The organism is Massilia atriviolacea (assembly GCF_003953935.1).
Taxonomy (GTDB): domain Bacteria; phylum Pseudomonadota; class Gammaproteobacteria; order Burkholderiales; family Burkholderiaceae_D; genus Telluria_A; species Telluria_A atriviolacea.
In genome coordinates this window covers 109,117-128,010 of the sequence record NZ_RXLQ01000006.1, presented here as the reverse complement: position 1 = coordinate 128,010, position 18,894 = coordinate 109,117, and the positions used below count along the sequence as shown (strand labels likewise).

The 18,894-nt window shown below is 64.5% G+C and carries 21 protein-coding genes; 11 read left to right on the top strand and 10 right to left on the bottom strand.

Features of this window, described 5'->3' with window-relative positions; translation table 11 throughout:
• Window position 1 precedes the first annotated feature (1 nt).
• Window positions 2–1,483, bottom strand: coding sequence for an FAD-linked oxidase C-terminal domain-containing protein (locus EJB06_RS12880; protein WP_126074430.1), 1,482 nt, complete (start codon window positions 1,481–1,483; stop codon window positions 2–4).
• A 73-nt stretch (window positions 1,484–1,556) separates the two neighbouring features.
• Between EJB06_RS12880 and EJB06_RS12875 the strand changes: the two genes are divergently transcribed.
• The 6 genes from EJB06_RS12875 (at window position 1,557) to EJB06_RS12850 (ending at window position 7,826) form a co-directional block, all read left to right on the top strand.
• Complete coding sequence (locus EJB06_RS12875; RefSeq protein WP_126074429.1) at window positions 1,557–2,111, top strand: cob(I)yrinic acid a,c-diamide adenosyltransferase; 555 nt, start codon at window positions 1,557–1,559, stop codon at window positions 2,109–2,111.
• Window positions 2,112–2,116: 5 nt separating this feature from the next.
• Window positions 2,117–2,479 (top strand): YfeK family protein, encoded by a 363-nt coding sequence (locus EJB06_RS12870; RefSeq protein WP_126074428.1) that lies wholly within the window; start codon window positions 2,117–2,119, stop codon window positions 2,477–2,479.
• A 192-nt stretch (window positions 2,480–2,671) separates the two neighbouring features.
• On the top strand, window positions 2,672–3,322 hold the full coding sequence (locus tag EJB06_RS12865) for a uracil-DNA glycosylase family protein (protein ID WP_126074427.1): 651 nt from the start codon (window positions 2,672–2,674) through the stop codon (window positions 3,320–3,322).
• Window positions 3,323–3,468: 146 nt separating this feature from the next.
• On the top strand, window positions 3,469–5,745 hold the full coding sequence (locus tag EJB06_RS12860; RefSeq protein WP_198420824.1) for an McrB family protein: 2,277 nt from the start codon (window positions 3,469–3,471) through the stop codon (window positions 5,743–5,745).
• A 4-nt stretch (window positions 5,746–5,749) separates the two neighbouring features.
• A complete protein-coding gene (locus EJB06_RS12855) occupies window positions 5,750–7,309 on the top strand; it encodes a DUF2357 domain-containing protein (RefSeq protein WP_126074426.1) in 1,560 nt (519 codons plus the stop codon).
• A 43-nt stretch (window positions 7,310–7,352) separates the two neighbouring features.
• Window positions 7,353–7,826 (top strand): hypothetical protein, encoded by a 474-nt coding sequence (locus tag EJB06_RS12850; protein WP_126074425.1) that lies wholly within the window; start codon window positions 7,353–7,355, stop codon window positions 7,824–7,826.
• On the opposite strand, the gene EJB06_RS12845 is transcribed toward EJB06_RS12850, so the two are convergent.
• The 5 genes from EJB06_RS12845 to EJB06_RS12825 all read right to left on the bottom strand — a co-directional run bounded on the left by EJB06_RS12845 (window position 7,792) and on the right by EJB06_RS12825 (window position 11,953).
• Window positions 7,792–8,649: a hypothetical protein gene (locus tag EJB06_RS12845; RefSeq protein ID WP_126074424.1), complete on the bottom strand. Its 858-nt coding sequence runs from the start codon at window positions 8,647–8,649 to the stop codon at window positions 7,792–7,794. The two genes, EJB06_RS12850 and EJB06_RS12845, sit on opposite strands and share 35 nt — an antisense overlap.
• A 1-nt stretch (window position 8,650) precedes the next feature.
• Window positions 8,651–8,851: a hypothetical protein gene (locus EJB06_RS12840; protein ID WP_126074423.1), complete on the bottom strand. Its 201-nt coding sequence runs from the start codon at window positions 8,849–8,851 to the stop codon at window positions 8,651–8,653.
• A gap of 85 nt (window positions 8,852–8,936) precedes the next feature.
• Entirely contained in the window at window positions 8,937–10,805 is a 1,869-nt protein-coding gene (gene dxs, locus EJB06_RS12835; protein ID WP_126074422.1) for a 1-deoxy-D-xylulose-5-phosphate synthase, read from the bottom strand.
• Window positions 10,806–11,696 (bottom strand): polyprenyl synthetase family protein, encoded by an 891-nt coding sequence (locus EJB06_RS12830; protein WP_126074421.1) that lies wholly within the window; start codon window positions 11,694–11,696, stop codon window positions 10,806–10,808. It lies immediately after the preceding gene.
• Window positions 11,693–11,953 (bottom strand): exodeoxyribonuclease VII small subunit, encoded by a 261-nt coding sequence (locus EJB06_RS12825; RefSeq protein WP_126074420.1) that lies wholly within the window; start codon window positions 11,951–11,953, stop codon window positions 11,693–11,695. Before EJB06_RS12825 ends, EJB06_RS12830 begins: the two co-directional genes overlap by 4 nt.
• Window positions 11,954–12,267: 314 nt before the next feature.
• Between EJB06_RS12825 and EJB06_RS12820 the strand changes: the two genes are divergently transcribed.
• From EJB06_RS12820 to EJB06_RS12805, 4 genes are read left to right on the top strand one after another with little or no spacing between them, the layout of a single operon-like run.
• Window positions 12,268–13,368, top strand: coding sequence for an aromatic ring-hydroxylating oxygenase subunit alpha (locus EJB06_RS12820; RefSeq protein WP_126074419.1), 1,101 nt, complete (start codon window positions 12,268–12,270; stop codon window positions 13,366–13,368).
• An 11-nt stretch (window positions 13,369–13,379) separates the two neighbouring features.
• On the top strand, window positions 13,380–14,285 hold the full coding sequence (locus EJB06_RS12815) for a DMT family transporter (protein ID WP_126074418.1): 906 nt from the start codon (window positions 13,380–13,382) through the stop codon (window positions 14,283–14,285).
• Between the two features lie 7 nt (window positions 14,286–14,292).
• Window positions 14,293–15,219: a DMT family transporter gene (locus EJB06_RS12810; protein ID WP_229427057.1), complete on the top strand. Its 927-nt coding sequence runs from the start codon at window positions 14,293–14,295 to the stop codon at window positions 15,217–15,219.
• An 8-nt stretch (window positions 15,220–15,227) separates the two neighbouring features.
• A complete protein-coding gene (locus EJB06_RS12805) occupies window positions 15,228–16,079 on the top strand; it encodes a sulfurtransferase (RefSeq protein WP_126074417.1) in 852 nt (283 codons plus the stop codon).
• Between the two features lie 13 nt (window positions 16,080–16,092).
• Here the strand turns inward: EJB06_RS12805 and EJB06_RS12800 are convergent, their stop codons facing one another.
• The 4 genes from EJB06_RS12800 to EJB06_RS12785 form a co-directional block, all read right to left on the bottom strand.
• Entirely contained in the window at window positions 16,093–16,869 is a 777-nt protein-coding gene (locus EJB06_RS12800) for a UCP032817 domain-containing protein (protein ID WP_126074416.1), read from the bottom strand.
• 117 nt (window positions 16,870–16,986) lie between these two features.
• Complete coding sequence (locus EJB06_RS12795; protein ID WP_126074415.1) at window positions 16,987–17,259, bottom strand: beta/gamma crystallin-related protein; 273 nt, start codon at window positions 17,257–17,259, stop codon at window positions 16,987–16,989.
• 80 nt (window positions 17,260–17,339) lie between these two features.
• Window positions 17,340–17,606 carry a beta/gamma crystallin-related protein gene (locus EJB06_RS12790; RefSeq protein WP_126074414.1) on the bottom strand — a complete coding sequence of 89 codons (267 nt, stop codon included), beginning with the start codon at window positions 17,604–17,606 and terminating at the stop codon, window positions 17,340–17,342.
• Window positions 17,607–17,829: 223 nt separating this feature from the next.
• Window positions 17,830–18,576, bottom strand: coding sequence for a ZIP family metal transporter (locus EJB06_RS12785; RefSeq protein WP_198420832.1), 747 nt, complete (start codon window positions 18,574–18,576; stop codon window positions 17,830–17,832).
• A gap of 142 nt (window positions 18,577–18,718) precedes the next feature.
• On the opposite strand from EJB06_RS12785, the gene EJB06_RS31850 reads away from it, so the two are divergent.
• Window positions 18,719–18,883 (top strand): hypothetical protein, encoded by a 165-nt coding sequence (locus EJB06_RS31850; RefSeq protein WP_164557903.1) that lies wholly within the window; start codon window positions 18,719–18,721, stop codon window positions 18,881–18,883.
• Window positions 18,884–18,894 lie beyond the last annotated feature (11 nt).

The following is an 18,894-nucleotide window of genomic DNA, read 5'->3' as shown; positions in this document are numbered from 1 at the left end:
ATCAGAAACGCGGCAGGCCGGCGAACGGCAGCACGCCGCCGGAAACGCGCATCTTGCCGAATTCGGCGCAGCGGTTCAGCGTGGGAATGGCCTTGTCGGGATTGAGCAGCCGCGGCGCGTCGAAGGCGCGCTTGACGGCGAAGAAGGCATCGAGTTCGGCGCGCGTGAACTGCACGCACATCGAATCGATCTTTTCCTTGCCCACGCCATGCTCGCCGGTGATGGTGCCGCCCACTTCCACGCACAGCGCCAGGATGGCCGCGCCAAAGGCTTCGGCGCGGTCGAATTCGCCGGGCTGGTTGGCGTCGAACAGGATCAGGGGGTGCAGGTTGCCGTCACCGGCGTGGAACACATTGGCGCAGCGCAGGCCGTAGGTCACTTCCATCCGCGCGATTCCGGTGAGCACCTGCGCCAGGTTCTTGCGCGGGATGGTGCCGTCCATGCAGTAGTAGTCGGGCGAGATGCGGCCCGCCGCCGGAAAGGCGTTCTTGCGGCCGGACCAGAAGCGCAGGCGTTCGGCCTCGCTCTGCGAGACGGCAATCGCGCCGGCCCCGGCCGATTGCAGCACCGCAGTCATGCGCTCGATCTCCTCGTCCACCTCCAGCTGGGTGCCGTCGGCCTCGCACAGCAGGATCGCCGCCGCGTCGGTATCGTAGCCGGCGCGCACGAACGGTTCGACCATGCGCGAGGAGGTCTGGTCCATCATTTCCAGGCCGGCCGGGATGATGCCGGCGGCGATCACGCTGGCCACCGCGTCGCCGCCGGTGACCACGCTGTCGAAGGAGGCCATGATCACGCGCGCGGTGGCCGGCTTGGGGATCAGCCGGACCGTCACTTCGGTGACGACGCCCAGCATGCCCTCCGAGCCGATGAACACGGCCAGCAGGTCCAGGCCCGGCGCGTCGAGCGCTTCGCCGCCAAGTTCGATGATGTCGCCGTCGATGGTGGCCACGCGCACGCGCAGCACGTTATGCACGGTGAGTCCGTATTTGAGGCAATGCACGCCGCCCGAGTTTTCGGCCACATTGCCGCCGATGGTGCAGGCGATCTGGGACGATGGATCGGGCGCGTAGTACAAGCCATGCGGCGCGGCGGCGTCCGAAATGGCCAGGTTGCGCACGCCCGGCTGCACCACCGCCAGGCGCGCGTAGGGTTCCATGCGCACGATGCGGTTCATGCGCGCGGTCGAGAGCACCACGCCGTCGGCGATCGGCAACGCGCCGCCCGACAAGCCGGTGCCGGCCCCGCGCGGGACGATCGGCACATTCAGTTCGCGGCAGACGTTCAGGATCGCCAGCACCTGCTCCTCGTCGTCCGGCAGGGTGACGATCATCGGTAGCTGGCGGTAGGCGGCCAGTCCGTCGCACTCGTAGGGGCGCGTGTCTTCGGGATCGGACAGCACGCAGCGCTGCGGCAGCACCGCCAGCAGCGCCTGGGCGACCTGGCGGCGGCGTTCGGGATCGATGGGAAGGGAGGCGGACATGCCTTGATTGTATGCGTAAACGCCGCTTTTGTCGTATGCTGGCTGATTCTGATCCAGCTACGGGAATACAATCATGGGCAACCGACTTTCCAAAATCGCCACCCGCACCGGCGACAACGGCACCACCGGCCTCGGTGACGGCAGCCGCACCGAAAAAGACAGTGTGCGCGTGCACACCCTGGGCGAAGTCGACGAACTCAATTCCTTCGTCGGCCTGCTGCTGTGCGAAGACATGCCGGCCGAGCTGCGCGAAGAGCTGGTCTCGATCCAGCACGACCTGTTCGACCTGGGCGGCGAGATATGCATTCCGGGCTACACCCTGATCACCGACGAGCATGTGGCGCGGCTGGACGACCTGCTCGAGAAATACAATGCCGGCCTGCCGCCGCTGAAGGACTTCATCCTGCCTGCGGGCTCGCGCGCGGCCTCGATTGCGCACGTGTGCCGCACGGTGTGCCGGCGCGCCGAGCGCAGCATCGTCACTCTCGGCAAGACCGAGACCATCAACGACCACCCGCGCCAGTACGTGAACCGGCTGTCGGACCTGATGTTCGTGCTCTCGCGCGTGTTGAACCGCTTTGCCGGCGGCAGCGACGTGCTGTGGCAGCACGAGCGCAAGCGAGGATAATCTTCATGAAAAGACTGCTGATCGCCGCACTGGCCACCGTATGCTGGAGCGCCGGCAGCGCGTCGGCCGCCGCGCCCGAGGCCACCCGTACCGAAGTTGCGCGCCTGCTCGACGCCGTCGAAAAGTCGCAGTGCCAGTTCAACCGCAATGGCAGCTGGCACGACGCCAGGCAGGCGCGCGCCCACCTGCAGAAGAAGTTCGATTATCTGGAAAAGAAAAAGCTGGTAACCACCACCGAAAGCTTCATCGAACGCGGCGCCTCGAGCAGCAGCATGAGCGGCGATCCGTACCAGATCCGCTGCCCCGGCACGCCGGCGGTGGCCAGCGCCGCCTGGCTCAAGGGCGAACTGGCGCGCCTGCGCAAGTAAGGGACAAGCATCAGCGCACGGCTGCGGCGGGCATCCGCCGGCGCGGCTTCTGAAGCCTGCGTCACGCCTATCGTGCGCCGCCAGGCCGGGGCTATCTTAAGATGTCGTAAACTACCCATCCAGCCATCCTTTTTGCGCACTCGTGGATAAGCACAGCAAAATCCATCCCACCCAAGCGAGCGCTGTGCGCCGATGAGCGATACGGCCATCCTCAAGCACTATCCCGACCTCGACACCCTGCTGGCCGACGTGCGCGCGTGCCGCGCCTGCGAAGCGCATCTGCCCAAAGGTCCGCGTCCCATCGTGCAGGTCGGTGAAGGCGCGCGCGTGCTGATCGTCGGGCAGGCGCCGGGAACGCGTGTGCACGCTTCCGGCATACCGTGGGACGACGCCAGCGGCAAGCGCCTGCGCGAATGGCTCGGCGTCGATGCGCAGACGTTCTACGATGCTACGCAGTTCGCGATTATCCCGATGGGCTACTGCTACCCCGGCCGGGGCAAGGGCGGCGACCTGCCGCCACGCCCGGAATGCGCCGACTTATGGCTGGAGCACCTGCTGGCCAAGCTGCCCGATATCGAACTGACCCTGCTGGTCGGCGCGCACGCCCAGCGCCATTTTCTCGGCGCGCGCCGCAAGGCGACATTGACCGAGACCGTGCAAGCGTGGCGCGAGGTCGCACCACAATATTTCCCCCTGCCCCACCCGTCGCCGCGCAATACGCCCTGGCTGCAGCGCAATCCCTGGTTCGAGCGGGAGCTGGTGCCGGAGCTGCGCGCGCGCATCGACGCAATGCTCGAATACCAGCCGCCTTTGGCAAGAGTAACTGTTTCTCGCGTTGAGTAATAATTAGTTTTCCCCTGGGGAAATAGTGTGCGATAGTAACGTTTATACCAGCGGACGTGCAAGACACGCTGTGGCGCCAAACCGATTCGGTCCAGTCCACGCCCCAACGCCAAGGCCGCCTCCCACCACCTTTTTCAGGAATCACCTTGAACGCCATATTGTCGTCTGACCAAGCTCTTCGAAACAGTTGCGAACAAGCCGAGGATCATCGCAAGCGCAGCCCGAAACACCTGCAATGGGTGGTTGACGTGGAACAGCATCTGAACATGGTTGCGGCCGCGTCGGCCGAGGAATTCAGGACGGCGGCGTTCCAGCGCAAATTATGGTCCAGCCAGGCGATCTCCAGCTTCGGCCGGGGCGGAGCGATCAATGTCGATGTACTTCATACAGATGACAAGCTGATCGGCTTGCTGTGGAAGCTGCGCGAAGGCCCGCTGCCACCGCCGGGTCCGGAGCGGACCGCCTATCTGGTCAGCCTGTTCAAGGAATGCGAGTCGCACATCAAGTCCAGGCTGCTGACTCGCCCACGCCTGAAACTCTACAATGTCTTTGCCTCGCTGCTGCCCGGCGAATTCGTCACGCTGTCATTTACCAACTCCATGCGTGAACTTGCCAAGGCAATGGGGATCGACGCAAAAGCGAACGTGCATGCGGTCACCTTGCACCGGGCGGTACTCGACCGCCTGGACAGCGTACTGGGCGAAGTGGCCGCGCCACCGCAGCGTGCCGGTGTCGAACGCATGACCTTGCCATGGCTGTTGCTTAGCAGGCTGCCGAAGCAGATCGATGCGACCACCGAGAGCGACCCCGACGAGCTGCCCGGCGAAGCGCAACTGGTCCCCCTGCCCGCCGACCGGCGCCGCCGCAGCATGCTGATCATTAACGGCTGGTTCGCTACCGTGCGCAGCTTGCTGGAATTCGCCAAAGACGGTTGCACGCGGGAAGATTTCAAGGAGCACATCCGCTCGATCAATCCACGCCTGTCCCCACCATCGGTCAACATTACCGTCAACGCGCTGATCGGCGAATGGGGCGTGCTCGAGGCGGCGGGTGACCAGTTGATGCCGACACTGCGCGGGCACGCCGTGCTCGAGAACGACATTGCGGATCCGGACGACGTCTCCGACTGGCTGATCACCCGCATTCTTGGATTCGATCACATCCTGTATCAGCTGCGTCAAGGGCCAGCGCAATGGAAACAACTGCATGCCCTTTTGCGCACGGTAAATCCTGGCTGGACCACGGATAACATGCCGACGAGGATCATCAACTGGCAGCATGCGCTCGGTCTGCTGCAATCGGATCGTGAGGGCATGTATTCACTCACGGAGGAAGGCCGGCTCTGGGCGAATCGTATCCATTGGGTACCAGAAGCGCTGGCGACCGCGCACGATCTGTCGGCGCAGGCAGCGGGCGACCGGGCCGCGAATCACGAAACCGTGGAGCGCCCACTGGTGGACGCCATCAAAGCCGCGTTTCCTCGCGGGGTGGTGTTTCCCCCGACACTCATCGCGCGACTCGACGCAAGTTTGTGGAGCGATCCACGCCGCCATTTCGCGGTACTGGCAGGATTGAGCGGCGCCGGCAAGACGCTACTGGCGCGCCACTATGCGCTGGCTCTGTGGAAAGATGCATCCGATCCCGACCAGGGCCTCCATACCGTCGCCGTGCAGCCCGGGTGGCACGACCCTGCCAGCCTGCTGGGCTATATCAATCCGCTTGCCAGCGATACCTACGTACGTACCGGCTTCCTCGATTTTCTCCTGCGTGCCTGCGGCGACCCCGCGCGTCCGTATACCGTGGTGCTCGACGAGATGAACCTCTCCCATCCGGAGCAATACCTGGCGCCGCTGCTGTCGGGCATGGAGACGGGCGGAGATATTGAACTGCATGCGCTCGACGACGACGTGAGCGGCGTGCCGCCACGGATGCGCTACCCCGACAACCTGGTCATCATCGGTACCGTCAACATGGACGAAACGACGCACGGCCTGAGCGACAAGATCCTTGATCGCGCCGCCGTTCTGGAGTTCTGGGACATCGATGTCGAGAGCTACCCTGGCTGGTCGAGCCTTGGCACGACGCCTGCGGACGTGAAGATGGTCCAGGAAGTCCTGTGCGGCCTGGCCGCTGCCCTGCGTCCGGTCAGGCTGCATTTCGGCTGGCGCACGATCGGCGACATCGTCGGCTATATCGCCGCAGCCAGGAAAGGAGGCGCCATCGATGCCCGAAACGCGCTCGACCATGCTGTCTTTTCGAAGATCCTTCCCAAGCTCAGGGGTGAGGATAGTACCCGCCTGCGGCAAGCCTTCGACAAAACCCATACAGTGCTCAACGACGCGCAATTGAACGAATCGGCCGCCAAAATGGCGGAGCTGTGCGGCGACCTGCGCGACATGGGTAGCGCGCGTTTCTGGCGCTAGCGCGATGTATCGCCTGCGATGTAGCGATGCCGATGGCATCACATTCGATGTGATGCCGTCGATGCAAACGAGCACCGGCTTTCGGGAGCGGTGCCACTATGTACTGGATCTGCAACACGCGGGGCCATGCGTTCTGGTCATCGACGATGTTGTCATGGACTGCGTGCGCGACATCGATCGGCACCGATGGACGTGGCAGCCGGGTTTCTTCGCCGGCACCGTGCTGGCTGAATTGTTCGACGACCACGGCAAGCGCCTGGCCGAGTTCCGGCTCGATGTCAGCCCGGCGCCGCACAAGCTCGGACAGGACCTGTTCGCGCAAATCCTCGACGACTTGCTGGAGGCCGACCCAGCGCTCCTGTTCGGCGCCGAGGCGGCGCATGCGCACATCGGCGCTGCAGGACAATACAGCAATCCCTACCTCGAATATGGCCGCATCAAGAAGTTCGGCCCGCTGCTGGTGCGCGCAATCGAGACCGTGCGCCATCATCGCCTGACGCAGTTGCGTAGCGATCGGCAGTTGGTGCCGCCGCATCAAGTGCGCCGGCTCGACCAGCATAGCGCCCGGTCCCTGGTGCGCGCTCCGCGCACCTTGGCCGCCCTGCACGGGGTGACAGGCGCCGCGGCCCCGCCCGAGCGCTTGCGGCTGGACGTCCCGGTGACGCGCGAGGAGCTCGATACCTCGGCCCACCGTACCTTGCTGGCTTTGCTGTTGCGCGTGGTGCGGCGCCTGCGCAAGGTGCGTGCCGACCTGGAGCGCCTCGGTGCCGATACATCCGCGAATGCCTTCCGCACCCCGTCAGCGCCGAGACTGGACTATCGCCGCGCCTTGCTCGATGACCTGGAGCGAACGCTGCGGCGCCAATGCCGCGAGACGCCGTTTGCAACGGTGCGCCATGCGCAAGTCTCGTCTGCCGGCCTGACGGCGATCGCCGGCCACCCGCCCTACGCGCTGGCCTACCGGCGCGGGTGGCAGATACTGCGGCCCGGCATCGATGGAGAGCGCGAAGGCGATACGCTGGCGATCAGTCCCACCTGGGAAATCTACGAACGCTGGTGCTACCTGCGCGTGGTCCAAACCCTGCGCCAGATGTTTCCGTCGCTGAGGTGGGAGCGAAGCGTGGACCGCGCGCCGGACAGGCTCAGGGACACCGGCAGCGCGGCCGGCACGACCGTGACGGCATACCTGCAAAAGACCTTTCCGGCGATGGACCAGATAAAACCCGGCGCTCCTTTTTTCAGCATCTCCAGCGAACGGCGTCCGGACATCGTCGTCACTTGCACGATTGATGGACGCAAACGCTTCGCTGTCTTCGATCCGAAATACAGCGTGGCCAGGTCCAGCGTATTGAGCGCCATGGAAACCGCGCATATTTATCGCGACTGCCTGCGCTGGCATGGCTGCGCACCCGAGCTTGCCTTGTTGCTGATACCGGCGGCCAGCACCGCTGCTTGGCTGGAGCAAGCTGACTTTCATGTGGACCATGGTGTCGGGGTGCTGCCCCTCTCGCCCGGCAGTGGCCAAGAACCGTTGCGAGCGATTCTGCAGAGGGTACTGTTCTGAACATGGCGACTTCATCGCGTATCCTCACTAAAGGGAGGAATGCATGAACAAACGGACGCTTTTGACGGCCTGGTGCGCGGTCGTGGCCAGCGCTTCGTCGGCGCAGGGAATGTCGCCGGCACGCCACCCGCGCGACTACTGCTTCCTGGGCGCCGAGGCGAAGTTGCCCTCGCGTCCGTTCAACAAGTCGACGGGCGCTTGCGCCAGCAATATGATCGATATCTGCAAGACACCTGGCCGCGGCTTATGGCGCGTCAGTCTGATTTTGAATGTTAACAACGCGGCTGAAACGAAGGAGGCGCGTGCAGCACTGCTCACGTCGGCTGCCATTATCAGCAAGAAAATCGTGGGAGCGGACCAGGCTGGCCTGGCAGCGGCTATTCGCAAGGGTAAGAACGCCGCGTGGACCACGTCACGCTGGCGCACCGAGGGGATGTATGACGAATGGTCGACCGGGCTGGGCCACGACATCGCCGTGCGGTTTACGCCCATCGACGGGCAAAAAAACACGCAGTAAAACCGGAAGCAATCGACCGATCGGCGGCAGCCGGCAACGACACTGCCGGACTGCCGCCGGCGGCGCCGGCCGTCTCCTCGGTGCTCAGCTTCACATACTGGACATTGAGGGTGATCGTTTCGCTGTAGCGCAGCACGAAGGAATCGCCGTCGACTTCGTAAAAGCGCTCGGTGTCATGGCCGCTGCCGGCATCGATGCTGTTTTTATCGGCAGAGATCGGACGGCGCGACACGCCTTGCAGCACCAGGCGGTCCAGCTGGCCGTCGGCGTCGACGAAAAACTCGCTCAGCACGCCCACATACAGCACCGCTTCCTTCGCGATCTCGACGATTGCGGAGATCACGATGAAGTCCGGCGCCTCCTCCTCGGTAAAATCGGCGCCGGTCAGCAGGTAGTACCACGGGGCGTCGTGAAAGCGGAATACCGAACCCCATGGCGCCGAAGAACGGTCGAGCCGGTAGCGCGAAATGGCGGCGCGCGCCACGGTCGGGACCAGAAACGCGGCGATGAACAGGCTGCCGAAGTAGGTCGCGATCCATTCGAAATTCGCGGCAACGGCCACAGTGGCGTCGGCCTGGCTGAGTGGCGCCGAGGAAAGCAGCTTCATCAGCACCAGGGGCTGGAAACGCTGGCTGAAAACGATGTCCGACAAGACCAGCCAGACCAGGTGCGCGCAGAACGACCACAGCACGGCTTCGGCGACGATCTGGCCGAACGGAGAAAAATCGAGGGAAGTGCGTTCCGCCCGTTTCAGGCGGGTGCGGAAGATAAAACCGGGAAGAAGAAGCAGAAAAGCAATGAGTGCAGGAAGGGCAATATTCATCCTAGGCGGCTTTGGCCTTCGGGACGAAGACGGCTTTCACGGTGGCCTCCGACGTTCCGCGGCGAATCTGGAACTGTCCGGTCGCCGGCTGATCTGCGGAAACCGCGCTGGACCGCTTGGTCACCAAAAAGCGGCGCAATTCGTCGCGCGCCTTGGGATCGGCAAGAAGCTCGTTGGCAAGGGGGCTTTTAAGCGCTTTCATGGGCCTACTATGCCATAAAGAAGGGGCAAACGCATTAACTTGAAGCGCGAAAAGCCGATTGCGCCAGGGGCGCAATCGGCATGCTTCAGATGTTGTTGACCACCAGGCGCGGCTCGGCGGCGCCGAAACGCTGGCGTATCGAGGCGGCGATGCCCTTGGCGTCGAGCCCCACGCTGGCCAGCAGGGCCGCCGGGTCGCCATGGTCGATGAATTTGTCCGGCAGGCCGAGGATCAGCAGCGGCTTTTGAATGCCTTGCGCCGCCAGCGCTTCGGCCACGGCCGAACCGGCGCCGCCCATGACGGCGCCCTCTTCCACCGTCACCAGGTAGTCGTGCTCCTGCGCGATCTGCTTGAGCAGTTCCACGTCGAGCGGCTTGACGAAGCGCATATTGGCCACCGTCGCATTCAGTTCGGTGCCGGCCGCCACGCTCGGCGCCACCATCGAGCCGAAGGCCAGGATTGCCACGCCGCTGCCGCTGCGCTTGATCTCGCCCTTGCCGATCGGGAGCGTGGTCAGCTCCTTTTCGATCGCCGCGCCGATGCCGGCGCCGCGCGGATAACGCACCGCCGCCGGACCGTTGTACTGGTAACCGGTGCTGAGCATCTGGCGGCATTCGTTTTCGTCCGAGGCCGCCATGATGACCATGTTCGGAATGCAGCGCAGGTAGGAGATATCGTAGTTGCCGGCGTGGGTGGCGCCGTCGGCGCCGACCAGGCCCGCGCGGTCGAGCGCGAACAGCACGTCCAGGTTTTGCAGGGCCACGTCGTGAATCAGCTGGTCGTAGGCGCGCTGCAAGAAGGTCGAGTAGATCGCCACCACCGGTTTCAGGCCCTCGGTCGCCAGGCCCCCGGCGAAGGTGACCGAATGCTGCTCGGCGATGCCGACGTCGAAGTAACGGTCCGGGAACTGCTCTTCGAAGCGCACCATGCCCGAGCCTTCGCGCATGGCCGGGGTGATGCCGACCAGGCGTTTATCGGCGGCGGCCATGTCGCACAGCCAGGTGCCGAACACTTCGGTGTAGGTGGTCTTGCCGGCCTTGGCGGGCAGGATGCCCTCGGTCGGATTGAACTTGCCCGGCCCGTGGTACAGCACCGGGTCGGCTTCGGCCAGCTTGTAGCCCTGCCCCTTGCGCGTGACCACGTGCAAGAATTGCGGACCCTTGAGCTTCTTGATGTTTTCCAGGGTCGGAATCAGCGATTCGAGGTCGTGGCCGTCGATCGGGCCGATGTAGTTAAAGCCGAATTCCTCGAACATCGTGGCCGGGACCACCATGCCCTTGGCGTGTTCTTCGAAGCGCTTGGCCAGTTCCAGCACGGGGCCGGGCAGCACCGACTTGCCGACGTTCTTGGCGGCCGCGTAGAACTGGCCCGACATCAGGCGCGCCAGGTAGCGATTCAGGGCGCCGACCGGCGGCGAGATCGACATGTCGTTGTCGTTCAGGACCACCAGCAGGTTGATGTCTTCCTGGACGCCGGCGTTGTTCAGGGCTTCGAAGGCCATCCCGGCGGTCATCGAACCGTCGCCGATGACGGCGATCGCATGCCGCTGTTCGCCCTTGATCTTGGCCGCCTGCGCCATGCCCAGCGCGGCCGAAATCGAGGTCGACGAGTGCGCCGTGCCGAAGGTGTCGTATTCGCTTTCGTCGCGGCGCGGGAAGCCGGAAATGCCGTTCAGCTGGCGCAGGCTGTGCATCTGGTCGCGCCGGCCGGTGAGGATCTTGTGCGAGTAGGTCTGGTGGCCCACGTCCCAGACGATGCGGTCGTGCGGCGTGTTGAACACGTAGTGCAGCGCAATCGTCAGCTCCACCGTGCCCAGGTTGGACGACAGGTGGCCGCCGGTCTTGGACACGGAATCGAGCAGGAAGTGGCGCAACTCGTGCGCCAGCGGCGTCAGTTGTGCGCGCGCCAGCTTGCGCAGTTCGGCCGGTTCGTTGATTGTCTCTAGCAAGTTCATTTACGCTTTCCGCTGCACGATCAGGTCCGCCAACTGGCGCAGCCGATCTGCTTTTTCACCAAACGGCGCGAGCGCGTCATGCGCATCGCTCCGCAATTTTTCTGCCAAGACCCTGGATGGCTCCAGGCCCAAAATCGATACGTAGGTCGGCTTGTTGGCCGCCGCGTCCTTGCCCGCGGTCTTGCCGAGGGTGGCCGAATCGGCGGTCGCATCGAGCACGTCGTCGACCACCTGGAAGGCCAGCCCGATCGCCCTGGCGTAGGCGTCCAGGGCCTTCATCTGGTCCGGCCCGACATCGGCGCCGGCCAGCGCGCCCAGCACCACCGAGGCGCGCAGCAAGGCGCCGGTTTTCAGCTGGTGCATCTGTTCGAGCTGCTCCAGGGTCAGGCTGATGCCGACGCTGTCGAGATCGATCGCCTGGCCGCCGCACATGCCGCCCGAGCCGGCCGCGTGCGCGAGCAGGCGCAGCATCGCCACCTGGCGCGGCGCCGGAATGTCCATGCCTTCGGCCAGCACCAGGAAGGCTTGCGATTGCAGCGCGTCGCCCACCAGCAGCGCGGTCGCTTCGTCGTAGGCCACGTGCACGGTCGGTTTGCCCCGGCGCAGGTCGTCGTCGTCCATGCAGGGCATGTCGTCGTGCACCAGCGAATAAGCGTGGATCATTTCGACCGCGGCGGCGGCGCGCGCCAGTGCCTGCGCATCGGCGCCGAACAGCGCGCCGGCGGCGTACACCAGCAGCGGGCGCACCCGCTTGCCGCCGCCCAGCACGGTGTAGCGCATCGCCTCGTGCAGCTTGTGCGGCACCACATCGGCCGCCGGCAGCAAGGCGTCCAGCGCCGCTTCGGCGCGCGCCTGCACGGTTTTCATCCAGTCGTCGAAGGCGGCGCTCATTGCAGGCCCTCGCCGGCGCCGTCGGCCGCGAAGGGCTTGAGCATGTCGCCTTCGAGTACCTTGACCTGGGACTCGACTTTTTCGAGCTGGGCGGCGCAGTAGCGCACCAGCTCCGAACCGCGCGCATAGGCCGCGACCGAGGCTTCCAGCGGCAACTGGCCGGCTTCCATCTGGGTCACCAATTGGGCCAGCTCGGCCATGGCCTGTTCGAACGATTCCGGCGCCGCAGCGGGCTCCACTAATAATTTCTTTGCCATAGTAACTTTATGTGAGTCCGCAGCACGCAACTTGTGCGCGGCGCGCCAGTCTAATCGCTTATTCTAGAACAATCCATCCTAACCGGTGGCGATTTGGCATTTTATCGTATTGGGGCTGCATCGATGAAAACCATGTTTTTCCTTCAACATTTACGGCCCTCCACACCACATTCCCGCGCCGGACCGAGACGGTAGGGCCTGTTCCGCGCTATAATCGCCGGTTCTGTCCGAAATACCGTATTCCGCACTTAAAAATACTGGTCTTTGGATTCTTTCTCTTCTTTGGCTGATGCACATATAAATGGGGGGTTGGGATGTCCGATCTGGCTACCCACGCCAAGCTGGCGCGTTCGTGCGCGCAGCTTCCGGTAGATGCTTACTTTGATGAAGCGCTGTTACAGCGCGAAATGCAGCACTTGTTCCAGCATGGCCCGCGCTATGTCGGCCATACGCTGATGGTGCCCGACACGGGCGACTTTGCCACGCTCGCTTCCGAGAATGAGGGCCGCATGCTGGTGCGCAACGGAAACGGGATCGAGGTCCTGTCGAACGTCTGCCGCCACCGCCAGGCGCTGATGTTCAACGGGCGCGGCAATGCGAACAATATCGTCTGCCCGCTGCATCGCTGGACTTACGACCTCAAGGGTGAGCTGATCGGTGCGCCGCACTTCCCCGAAACGCCGTGCCTGAACCTGTCCAAGACCCCGCTCCAGGAGTGGAACGGCTTGCTGTTCGAACAGAACGGCTACAACGTCATGGACAAGCTCAAGGACCTGTCGGTGGCGAAGGACTTCGATTTTTCGGGCTATATGTTCGACCACGTCGAGGTGCAGACCTGTAATTACAACTGGAAGACCTTCATCGAAGTCTACTTGGAGGATTACCACGTCGAGCCCTTCCACGCGGGCCTGGGCGGCTTTGTCAGCTGCGACGACCTGCGCTGGGAGTTCGGGCGCGATTACAGCGTGCAGACGGTCGGCGTGAACCGCGGCCTGGGCAAGGCCGGTTCGCCCATCTACCAGCGCTGGCAGGAACAGGTGCTCAAGTTCCGTGGCGGCGTGCCGCCCGACAAAGGCGCGATCTGGTTCACGCTGTACCCGAACATCATGGTCGAATGGTATCCGCACGTGCTGATCGTCTCGACCCTGTGGCCGGACGGCCCGCAAAAGACGCGCAACGTGGTCGAGTTCTACTACCCCGAAGAGATCGTGCTGTTCGAGCGCGACTTCATCGAGGCCGAACGCGCCGCCTACTTCGAGACCTGCGTGGAAGACGACGAAATCGGCATGCGCATGGATGCCGGCCGCCGCATCCTGCTGGCGCGCGGCGTCAACGAGGTCGGCCCCTACCAGTCGCCGATGGAAGACGGCATGCAGCACTTCCACGAGTGGTACCGCAGTAACCTGGCGCTGTAGGCGCCGACTCCGTGGCCGCGCTCTGGATCCTGCTGGCGAGCTTCCTGTTCTCGCTCATGGGCGCGGCCGTCAAACTCGCTTCGAGCGAGTATTCGGTGGCCGAAATCGTGTTCTACCGGGGCCTGGTCGGGATCGTCCTGCTGTATTTGTTCATCCGCCAGCAGGGCGGCAAGCTGGGCACGGACCACCTGCCCGGACACCTGTGGCGCGGGGCCATCGGCGTGGTCTCGCTGTGGATGTGGTTCTACGCGGCCACCAAGCTGCCGCTGGCCACCGCCGTCACCCTCAATTACATGTCGCCCATCTGGACCGCGGTGGCGATGATCGGCCTGGCCTGGTGGCGCGGCAAGGAGCGCATCGCCCTGCCCCTGCTGGCCGCCATCGGCGTCAGTTTCGGCGGCGTGCTGCTGGCCCTGCGCCCGGCCTTCGAGGCGCAACAGTGGTTCGGCGCGCTGATGGCGCTGTTGTCCGGCATGCTGGCCGCCATGGCCTACACCATGGTGCGGCGCCTGAGCCGCGCCGGCGAGCCGGAATACCGCGTCGTCTTTTACTTTTTGGCGGTGAACATCGCGGCCGGCGCGGCCGGCAGCCTGCTGCCGGGCGGATCGCCCGACGGCGCCGCCTGGCATGCGCATTCGCTGCGGGGAGCCGCCCTGCTGCTGTTCATCGGCGCCTCCGGCGTGTTCGCGCAAATGGCGCTCACGCGCGCCTGGCGCACCGGCAAGGTGCTGGTGGTGGCCAACCTGCAGTACACCGGCATCGTGTTTTCCAGCCTGTGGGGCATCCTGATCTGGCACGACCTGTTCGACTGGCACGTCTGGCTCGGCATGGCGCTGATCCTCGCCTCCAGCCTGGCCGCCACCTTCTACAATACCGTCACCGACAAGCGCGCCGCCGCCGCGCGCGCCAACACCTGAGGAACCCATGGCAGCAGCTTTATGGATGTTATTCGCCAGCTTCGCCTTCGCCGCCATGGGCGCGGCAGTGAAACTGGCCTCCGGCACCTACTCCACCTCCGAAATCGTCATGTACCGTGGCCTGATCGGCAGCGTCATGCTGCTCGTCATGGTCTGGCACCAGGGCCTGAGCCTGCGCACCATGTTCGTCAAGGGCCACCTGTGGCGCAGTGTGGTCGGCGTGGTGTCGCTCTGGATGTGGTTTTTCGCGATCGGCAGGCTGCCGCTGGCCACCGCCGTCACCCTCAACTACATGGCGCCGATCTGGATCGCCGCCTGGCTGTTCTGCGCCGGCTGGTGGCGTGCCAGGGACCACGTCGAGTGGCCGCTGGTGCTGGCCGTGATCATGAGCTTCGTCGGCGTGACCCTGGTGCTGCAGCCGGCCATCGCGGCCAACCAGTGGGTCGGCGGCCTGGTCGGCCTGATGTCGAGCGTGGTATCGGCGATGGCCTACATGCAGGTGCGCCGCCTCGGCCAGCTGGGCGAGCCGGAGTTCCGCGTGGTGTTCTATTTTTCGGCCATGACGGCGGTCGCCGGCCTGGCCGGCACCCTGCTGGAAGGACGCCCCGCCGGCGTGCCGCTATTGACCGCGCATAGCCTGCACGGCGCCGGCCTGCTGCTGGCCATCGGCGTGTCGGCCCTGTTCGCGCAGATCGCCATGACGCGCGCCTACCGCATCGGCAAGGTGCTGGTGGTGGCCAACCTGCAGTACACCGGCATCGTGTTCTCCAGCCTGTGGGGCATGCTGTTGTGGGGCGACCGGTTTACCTGGTACGTGTGGCTGGGGATGGCGGTGATTCTTGTGTCGGGCATCGCCGCGACGTTTTACAATACCCAAAGCACGCCGCGCGGCGCCGCCGTCAGCAAGACCGATCCCATCGCAAGCGAACTTTAAAGGACGCCATGTACACGACACTGATTTCCGCAGCCGACCTGGCCGGCCATATCGACAACCCATCGTGGGTCATCGTCGACTGCCGCCATGACCTGATGAACCTGTCCGCCGGCCGCGAGGCATACGCCGCCGGCCACCTGCCGCACGCCGTGTTCGCCGATATCGAAACCGAGCTGTCGGGCGCCAGGCGCGCGGCCGACGGCGCGTTTCGCGGCCGCCATCCGCTGCCGCTCAAGGCCGACCTGATCGCCACCTTGCGCAGCTGGGGCATCGACGACGAAAGCCAGGTGGTGGCCTACGATGCGCACGGCGGCATGTTCGCGGCGCGCCTGTGGTGGATGCTGCGCTGGGTCGGCCATCCGGCGGCGGCCGTGCTCGATGGCGGGCTGGCGGCCTGGCAGGCGGCCGGACTGGCGCTGTCGACCGACATCCCGGCGCACCGCAGCGGCGCGATCGGCGAGCGCGCCGCGCTGGTGACCACCGTGTCGGCGGCCGACGTACTCGATCATATCGGGGGCGGCAAGCGCGTGGTGCTCGATGCGCGCGCGGCCGACCGCTTCCGCGGCGAGAACGAGACCATCGACCCGGTGGGCGGGCATATTCCGGGGGCGAAGAATCACTTCTTCAAGGATAACCTGGCGCCGGACGGGCGCTTCAAGGAGGCGGCGCAGCTGAAGGCCGAACTGGCGCCGCTGGTGGGCAATCCGCAGGACGCCATCATGCAGTGCGGCTCGGGCGTGACCGCCTGCCACAACCTGCTGGCGCTGGAAGTGGCCGGCTTGCCGGGCGCCGCGCTGTATCCGGGCTCGTGGAGCGAGTGGTGCGCCGATCCGGCGCGCCCCGTGGCGAAGGGAGCATAAGGGCGCGGGCGGCTCAGTCGCCGCCACCGCCGCAGCCGCCGCTGCCGCACGCACTGTCGCACGCGGCTTCGCTTGCGCCCTCGTAGGCGCCGCTGCCGCAAGGCGCGTAGCGCCCGCCGGTGCCGCGATCGCCCTTGATGCGCGCCTTGCGCGCGTGCGGCCGGTATTCGCTCTCGCCGATCAAGCCGGCCGCCAGCAACTGCTCGGCACTGAGGCTCTCGACACAGGCCGGCACGCCCGCCGCGCGTCCGCGCTCGTCGAGGGCGAGCGAGGCGACCTGGCCGTTGAACAGCAGGTAGCCGCAAGCGCCCGGCATGGCCAGCATGCGGTCCAGGGCGAACAGGCGCGGCAGGTTGGGGCCGGCCGCCGGCATGCGCTCGATGCGGCGCGCGCGCACCAGGCAGACGGCTAGTGCGCGCCCCATGCCGCCGCTCATCTCGGGCGCCTCCACGTGCGCGATGACGCGCCCGAAGTGCTGGCGGCAAAAGGCATTCAGGCCCGTGGGCGAGAGGCGCATCCAGGCGTGCCACACCGAGTCGGCCGCCATCGACGGCAAGGCGCACGGCAGGCTGCTGTCGCGCACGCAGTCGAAAAACGCCATCAGGCCCTCGGCCGCGCGGGCGAAAAAAAAGGCATCCTGCGGGATGCCTTTGAATTCGTGCTGCGCCGTGCGTTTCCAGAAGGGGTAGAGCGTGGCGGGAAGGTCGGCCATTGCGGCCTTGTATGGCGAGTGGCGGCCGACCCGGGCGGCGCGCAAGGTGTTGATGCGGGTGACGACATGACCGAGCATGTTTTCTTTCTTCCTTGTTGTTATTGTATGCGCACAGCCTCGCATACGGATATGACAGCTTGATGACAAGCGCTTGATCTTGTTGGCTACCGCGCTTGTCATGGATGCGGCCGTGGATCAGGCCGACATCAGGCGCACCGACGAGATGGAATCGTTCGGAATATCCACCGCTTCGACCCAGGAATAGCGTCCCGGCCCGAATACCCGCGATGCCGGCCCGCGATAATTGCTGTCGCGATAAAACTTCCAGCGCCCCGAGACCACGACGAATGACGATACTTTATCGTTGAAAAAATTATCGTCGCGCGCATTCAGATTCGGTTCCGAACCGTACAAATGTTTCTCGCGGCCCCGAAAATCGATATGTTGGTATAACACGACTTCAGCCATAAATCCTCCTTAGCGGATAAGGGCGGCAAACGTGGCCGGTACAGCGCCATGGCGCTCGCCGCCAGCTCGGGCTATTGCACTTACAACAGCCTGACCGATGAAATGGAATCGTTCGGCACGTTCACCGCTTCGACCCAGTTATAGCGGCCCGGGCCGAAAACCTGCGAGGCCGGCCCCTGGAAATTGGCATCGCGATAGAACTGCCAGCGGCCAGACAGGATGACAAACGAGGAAACCTTGTCATTGAAAAAATTATCATCGGGCGCATTCAGATTCGTTTCCGAACCGAATAAATGTTTATGAGCACCGTGATAATTGGCGTGTTCAAACAGGACGATTTCAGCCATATATCCTCCTAAACTGGCTACGAGGCAAAAGGTGGTCTCGATTCACCGGATTGCTGCATCAGGGTTCAGTATAAAGAGGCTGGCGGGCTAAACAATAGCGCGGACTTGAGCGGGGCTAAAGGCCCTGCGTATTCCGGCCTGAGCGATATAACAGGAGGAAATTCGATATCCGGAGCGGAATAAAAAGAAGCGCCAGCGGCAATCGATGCCGCTGCGCGCCCGATTAGCCGTTGGTGAGGAACAGGACGATCAGCACGCCCACGCCGATCAGCAAGACTTGCGGAATGGATTCGCGCACGGTGGCGCGGCGTTGCATTTGCGGCATTAAATCGCTGACCGCAATATACAAAAAGCCCGAGGAAGCGAACACCAGCACATACGGAATCAAGCCGCTGGCACTGTCCAGGGTGAAATAACCGAGCAATCCGCCGGCCACGGCCATGAGGCTGCACAGCAGGTTGAACAGGTAGGCGCGGGTGCGCGAAAAGCCGGCATTGAGCAGGACGATGAAGTCGCCGATTTCCTGCGGGATTTCATGGGCGATGATGGCCAGCCCGGTCACGATGCCCAGTTCCGGATTGGCCATGAAGGCGGCGGCGATCAGGATGCCGTCGGTAAAGTTGTGCATGCCGTCGCCGAGCAGGATCATCCAGCCGGCCTTGCCCGCCTCGCGCTTGTCGTGCCCGTGGGCATGGTGGTGGCCATCGCCTTCGTGATGGTGCGAATGGCGCAGGATGGCGAACTTTTCCAGCATGAAAAATGTCAGCAAGCCCGCCAGCAAGGTGGCGAACAGATTGCGCGGGTCGACGCCCGACTTGAAGGCTTCCGGCAAGGCGTGCAGGAGCGAGGTCGACAGCATGATCCCGACCGACAGGCTGACCATGCGCTCGACCATCTTCGACAGCAAGGCGAACGAAAACACGGCAGCGGCGGAAATGCTGAGCACACCCCCGATGGTCGTTGCCAGCAGGATGGAAATGAGGGTCGGATCGATTTTGTAGCCTCTTGAACAACGCTTGCGACTGTCGCAAGCCGGGCATTGTACCGCTCCGTGGCATCGGCTGCCCAGTCCGGCGCCGATGGGGCCGGATCGGGCTGGCGGACACGTGCCGATGGCGTGGACATCGCGCCCGGCCGGCACGCCGACCGAACCGGGCGTAGCGGGCGCGCCGTCGGTCAGGTCGCGCGCATCCCTCTTGCGCGCAGGCGCCAAGGCCACGCCGGACCAGCCGGCGTCGGCATCGGCCGCGTTCGCGCTCAGTAGCCGGATCGATTGATGATGGCGCCC

Excerpts from the sequence above, each read along its gene's own strand:
- EJB06_RS12880 (WP_126074430.1), bottom strand. The coding sequence starts at position 1,483 with ATGTCCGCCTCCCTTCCCATCGATCCCGAACGCCGCCGCCAGGTCGCC.
- EJB06_RS12875 (WP_126074429.1), top strand. The coding sequence starts at position 1,557 with ATGGGCAACCGACTTTCCAAAATCGCCACCCGCACCGGCGACAACGGC.
- EJB06_RS12870 (WP_126074428.1), top strand. The coding sequence starts at position 2,117 with ATGAAAAGACTGCTGATCGCCGCACTGGCCACCGTATGCTGGAGCGCC.
- EJB06_RS12865 (WP_126074427.1), top strand. The coding sequence starts at position 2,672 with ATGAGCGATACGGCCATCCTCAAGCACTATCCCGACCTCGACACCCTG.
- EJB06_RS12855 (WP_126074426.1), top strand. The coding sequence starts at position 5,750 with ATGTATCGCCTGCGATGTAGCGATGCCGATGGCATCACATTCGATGTG.
- EJB06_RS12850 (WP_126074425.1), top strand. The coding sequence starts at position 7,353 with ATGAACAAACGGACGCTTTTGACGGCCTGGTGCGCGGTCGTGGCCAGC.
- EJB06_RS12845 (WP_126074424.1), bottom strand. The coding sequence starts at position 8,649 with ATGAATATTGCCCTTCCTGCACTCATTGCTTTTCTGCTTCTTCTTCCC.
- EJB06_RS12840 (WP_126074423.1), bottom strand. The coding sequence starts at position 8,851 with ATGAAAGCGCTTAAAAGCCCCCTTGCCAACGAGCTTCTTGCCGATCCC.
- dxs (WP_126074422.1), bottom strand. The coding sequence starts at position 10,805 with ATGAACTTGCTAGAGACAATCAACGAACCGGCCGAACTGCGCAAGCTG.
- EJB06_RS12830 (WP_126074421.1), bottom strand. The coding sequence starts at position 11,696 with ATGAGCGCCGCCTTCGACGACTGGATGAAAACCGTGCAGGCGCGCGCC.
- EJB06_RS12825 (WP_126074420.1), bottom strand. The coding sequence starts at position 11,953 with ATGGCAAAGAAATTATTAGTGGAGCCCGCTGCGGCGCCGGAATCGTTC.
- EJB06_RS12820 (WP_126074419.1), top strand. The coding sequence starts at position 12,268 with ATGTCCGATCTGGCTACCCACGCCAAGCTGGCGCGTTCGTGCGCGCAG.
- EJB06_RS12810 (WP_229427057.1), top strand. The coding sequence starts at position 14,293 with ATGGCAGCAGCTTTATGGATGTTATTCGCCAGCTTCGCCTTCGCCGCC.
- EJB06_RS12805 (WP_126074417.1), top strand. The coding sequence starts at position 15,228 with ATGTACACGACACTGATTTCCGCAGCCGACCTGGCCGGCCATATCGAC.
- EJB06_RS12800 (WP_126074416.1), bottom strand. The coding sequence starts at position 16,869 with ATGCTCGGTCATGTCGTCACCCGCATCAACACCTTGCGCGCCGCCCGG.
- EJB06_RS12795 (WP_126074415.1), bottom strand. The coding sequence starts at position 17,259 with ATGGCTGAAGTCGTGTTATACCAACATATCGATTTTCGGGGCCGCGAG.
- EJB06_RS12790 (WP_126074414.1), bottom strand. The coding sequence starts at position 17,606 with ATGGCTGAAATCGTCCTGTTTGAACACGCCAATTATCACGGTGCTCAT.
- EJB06_RS31850 (WP_164557903.1), top strand. The coding sequence starts at position 18,719 with ATGGCGTGGACATCGCGCCCGGCCGGCACGCCGACCGAACCGGGCGTA.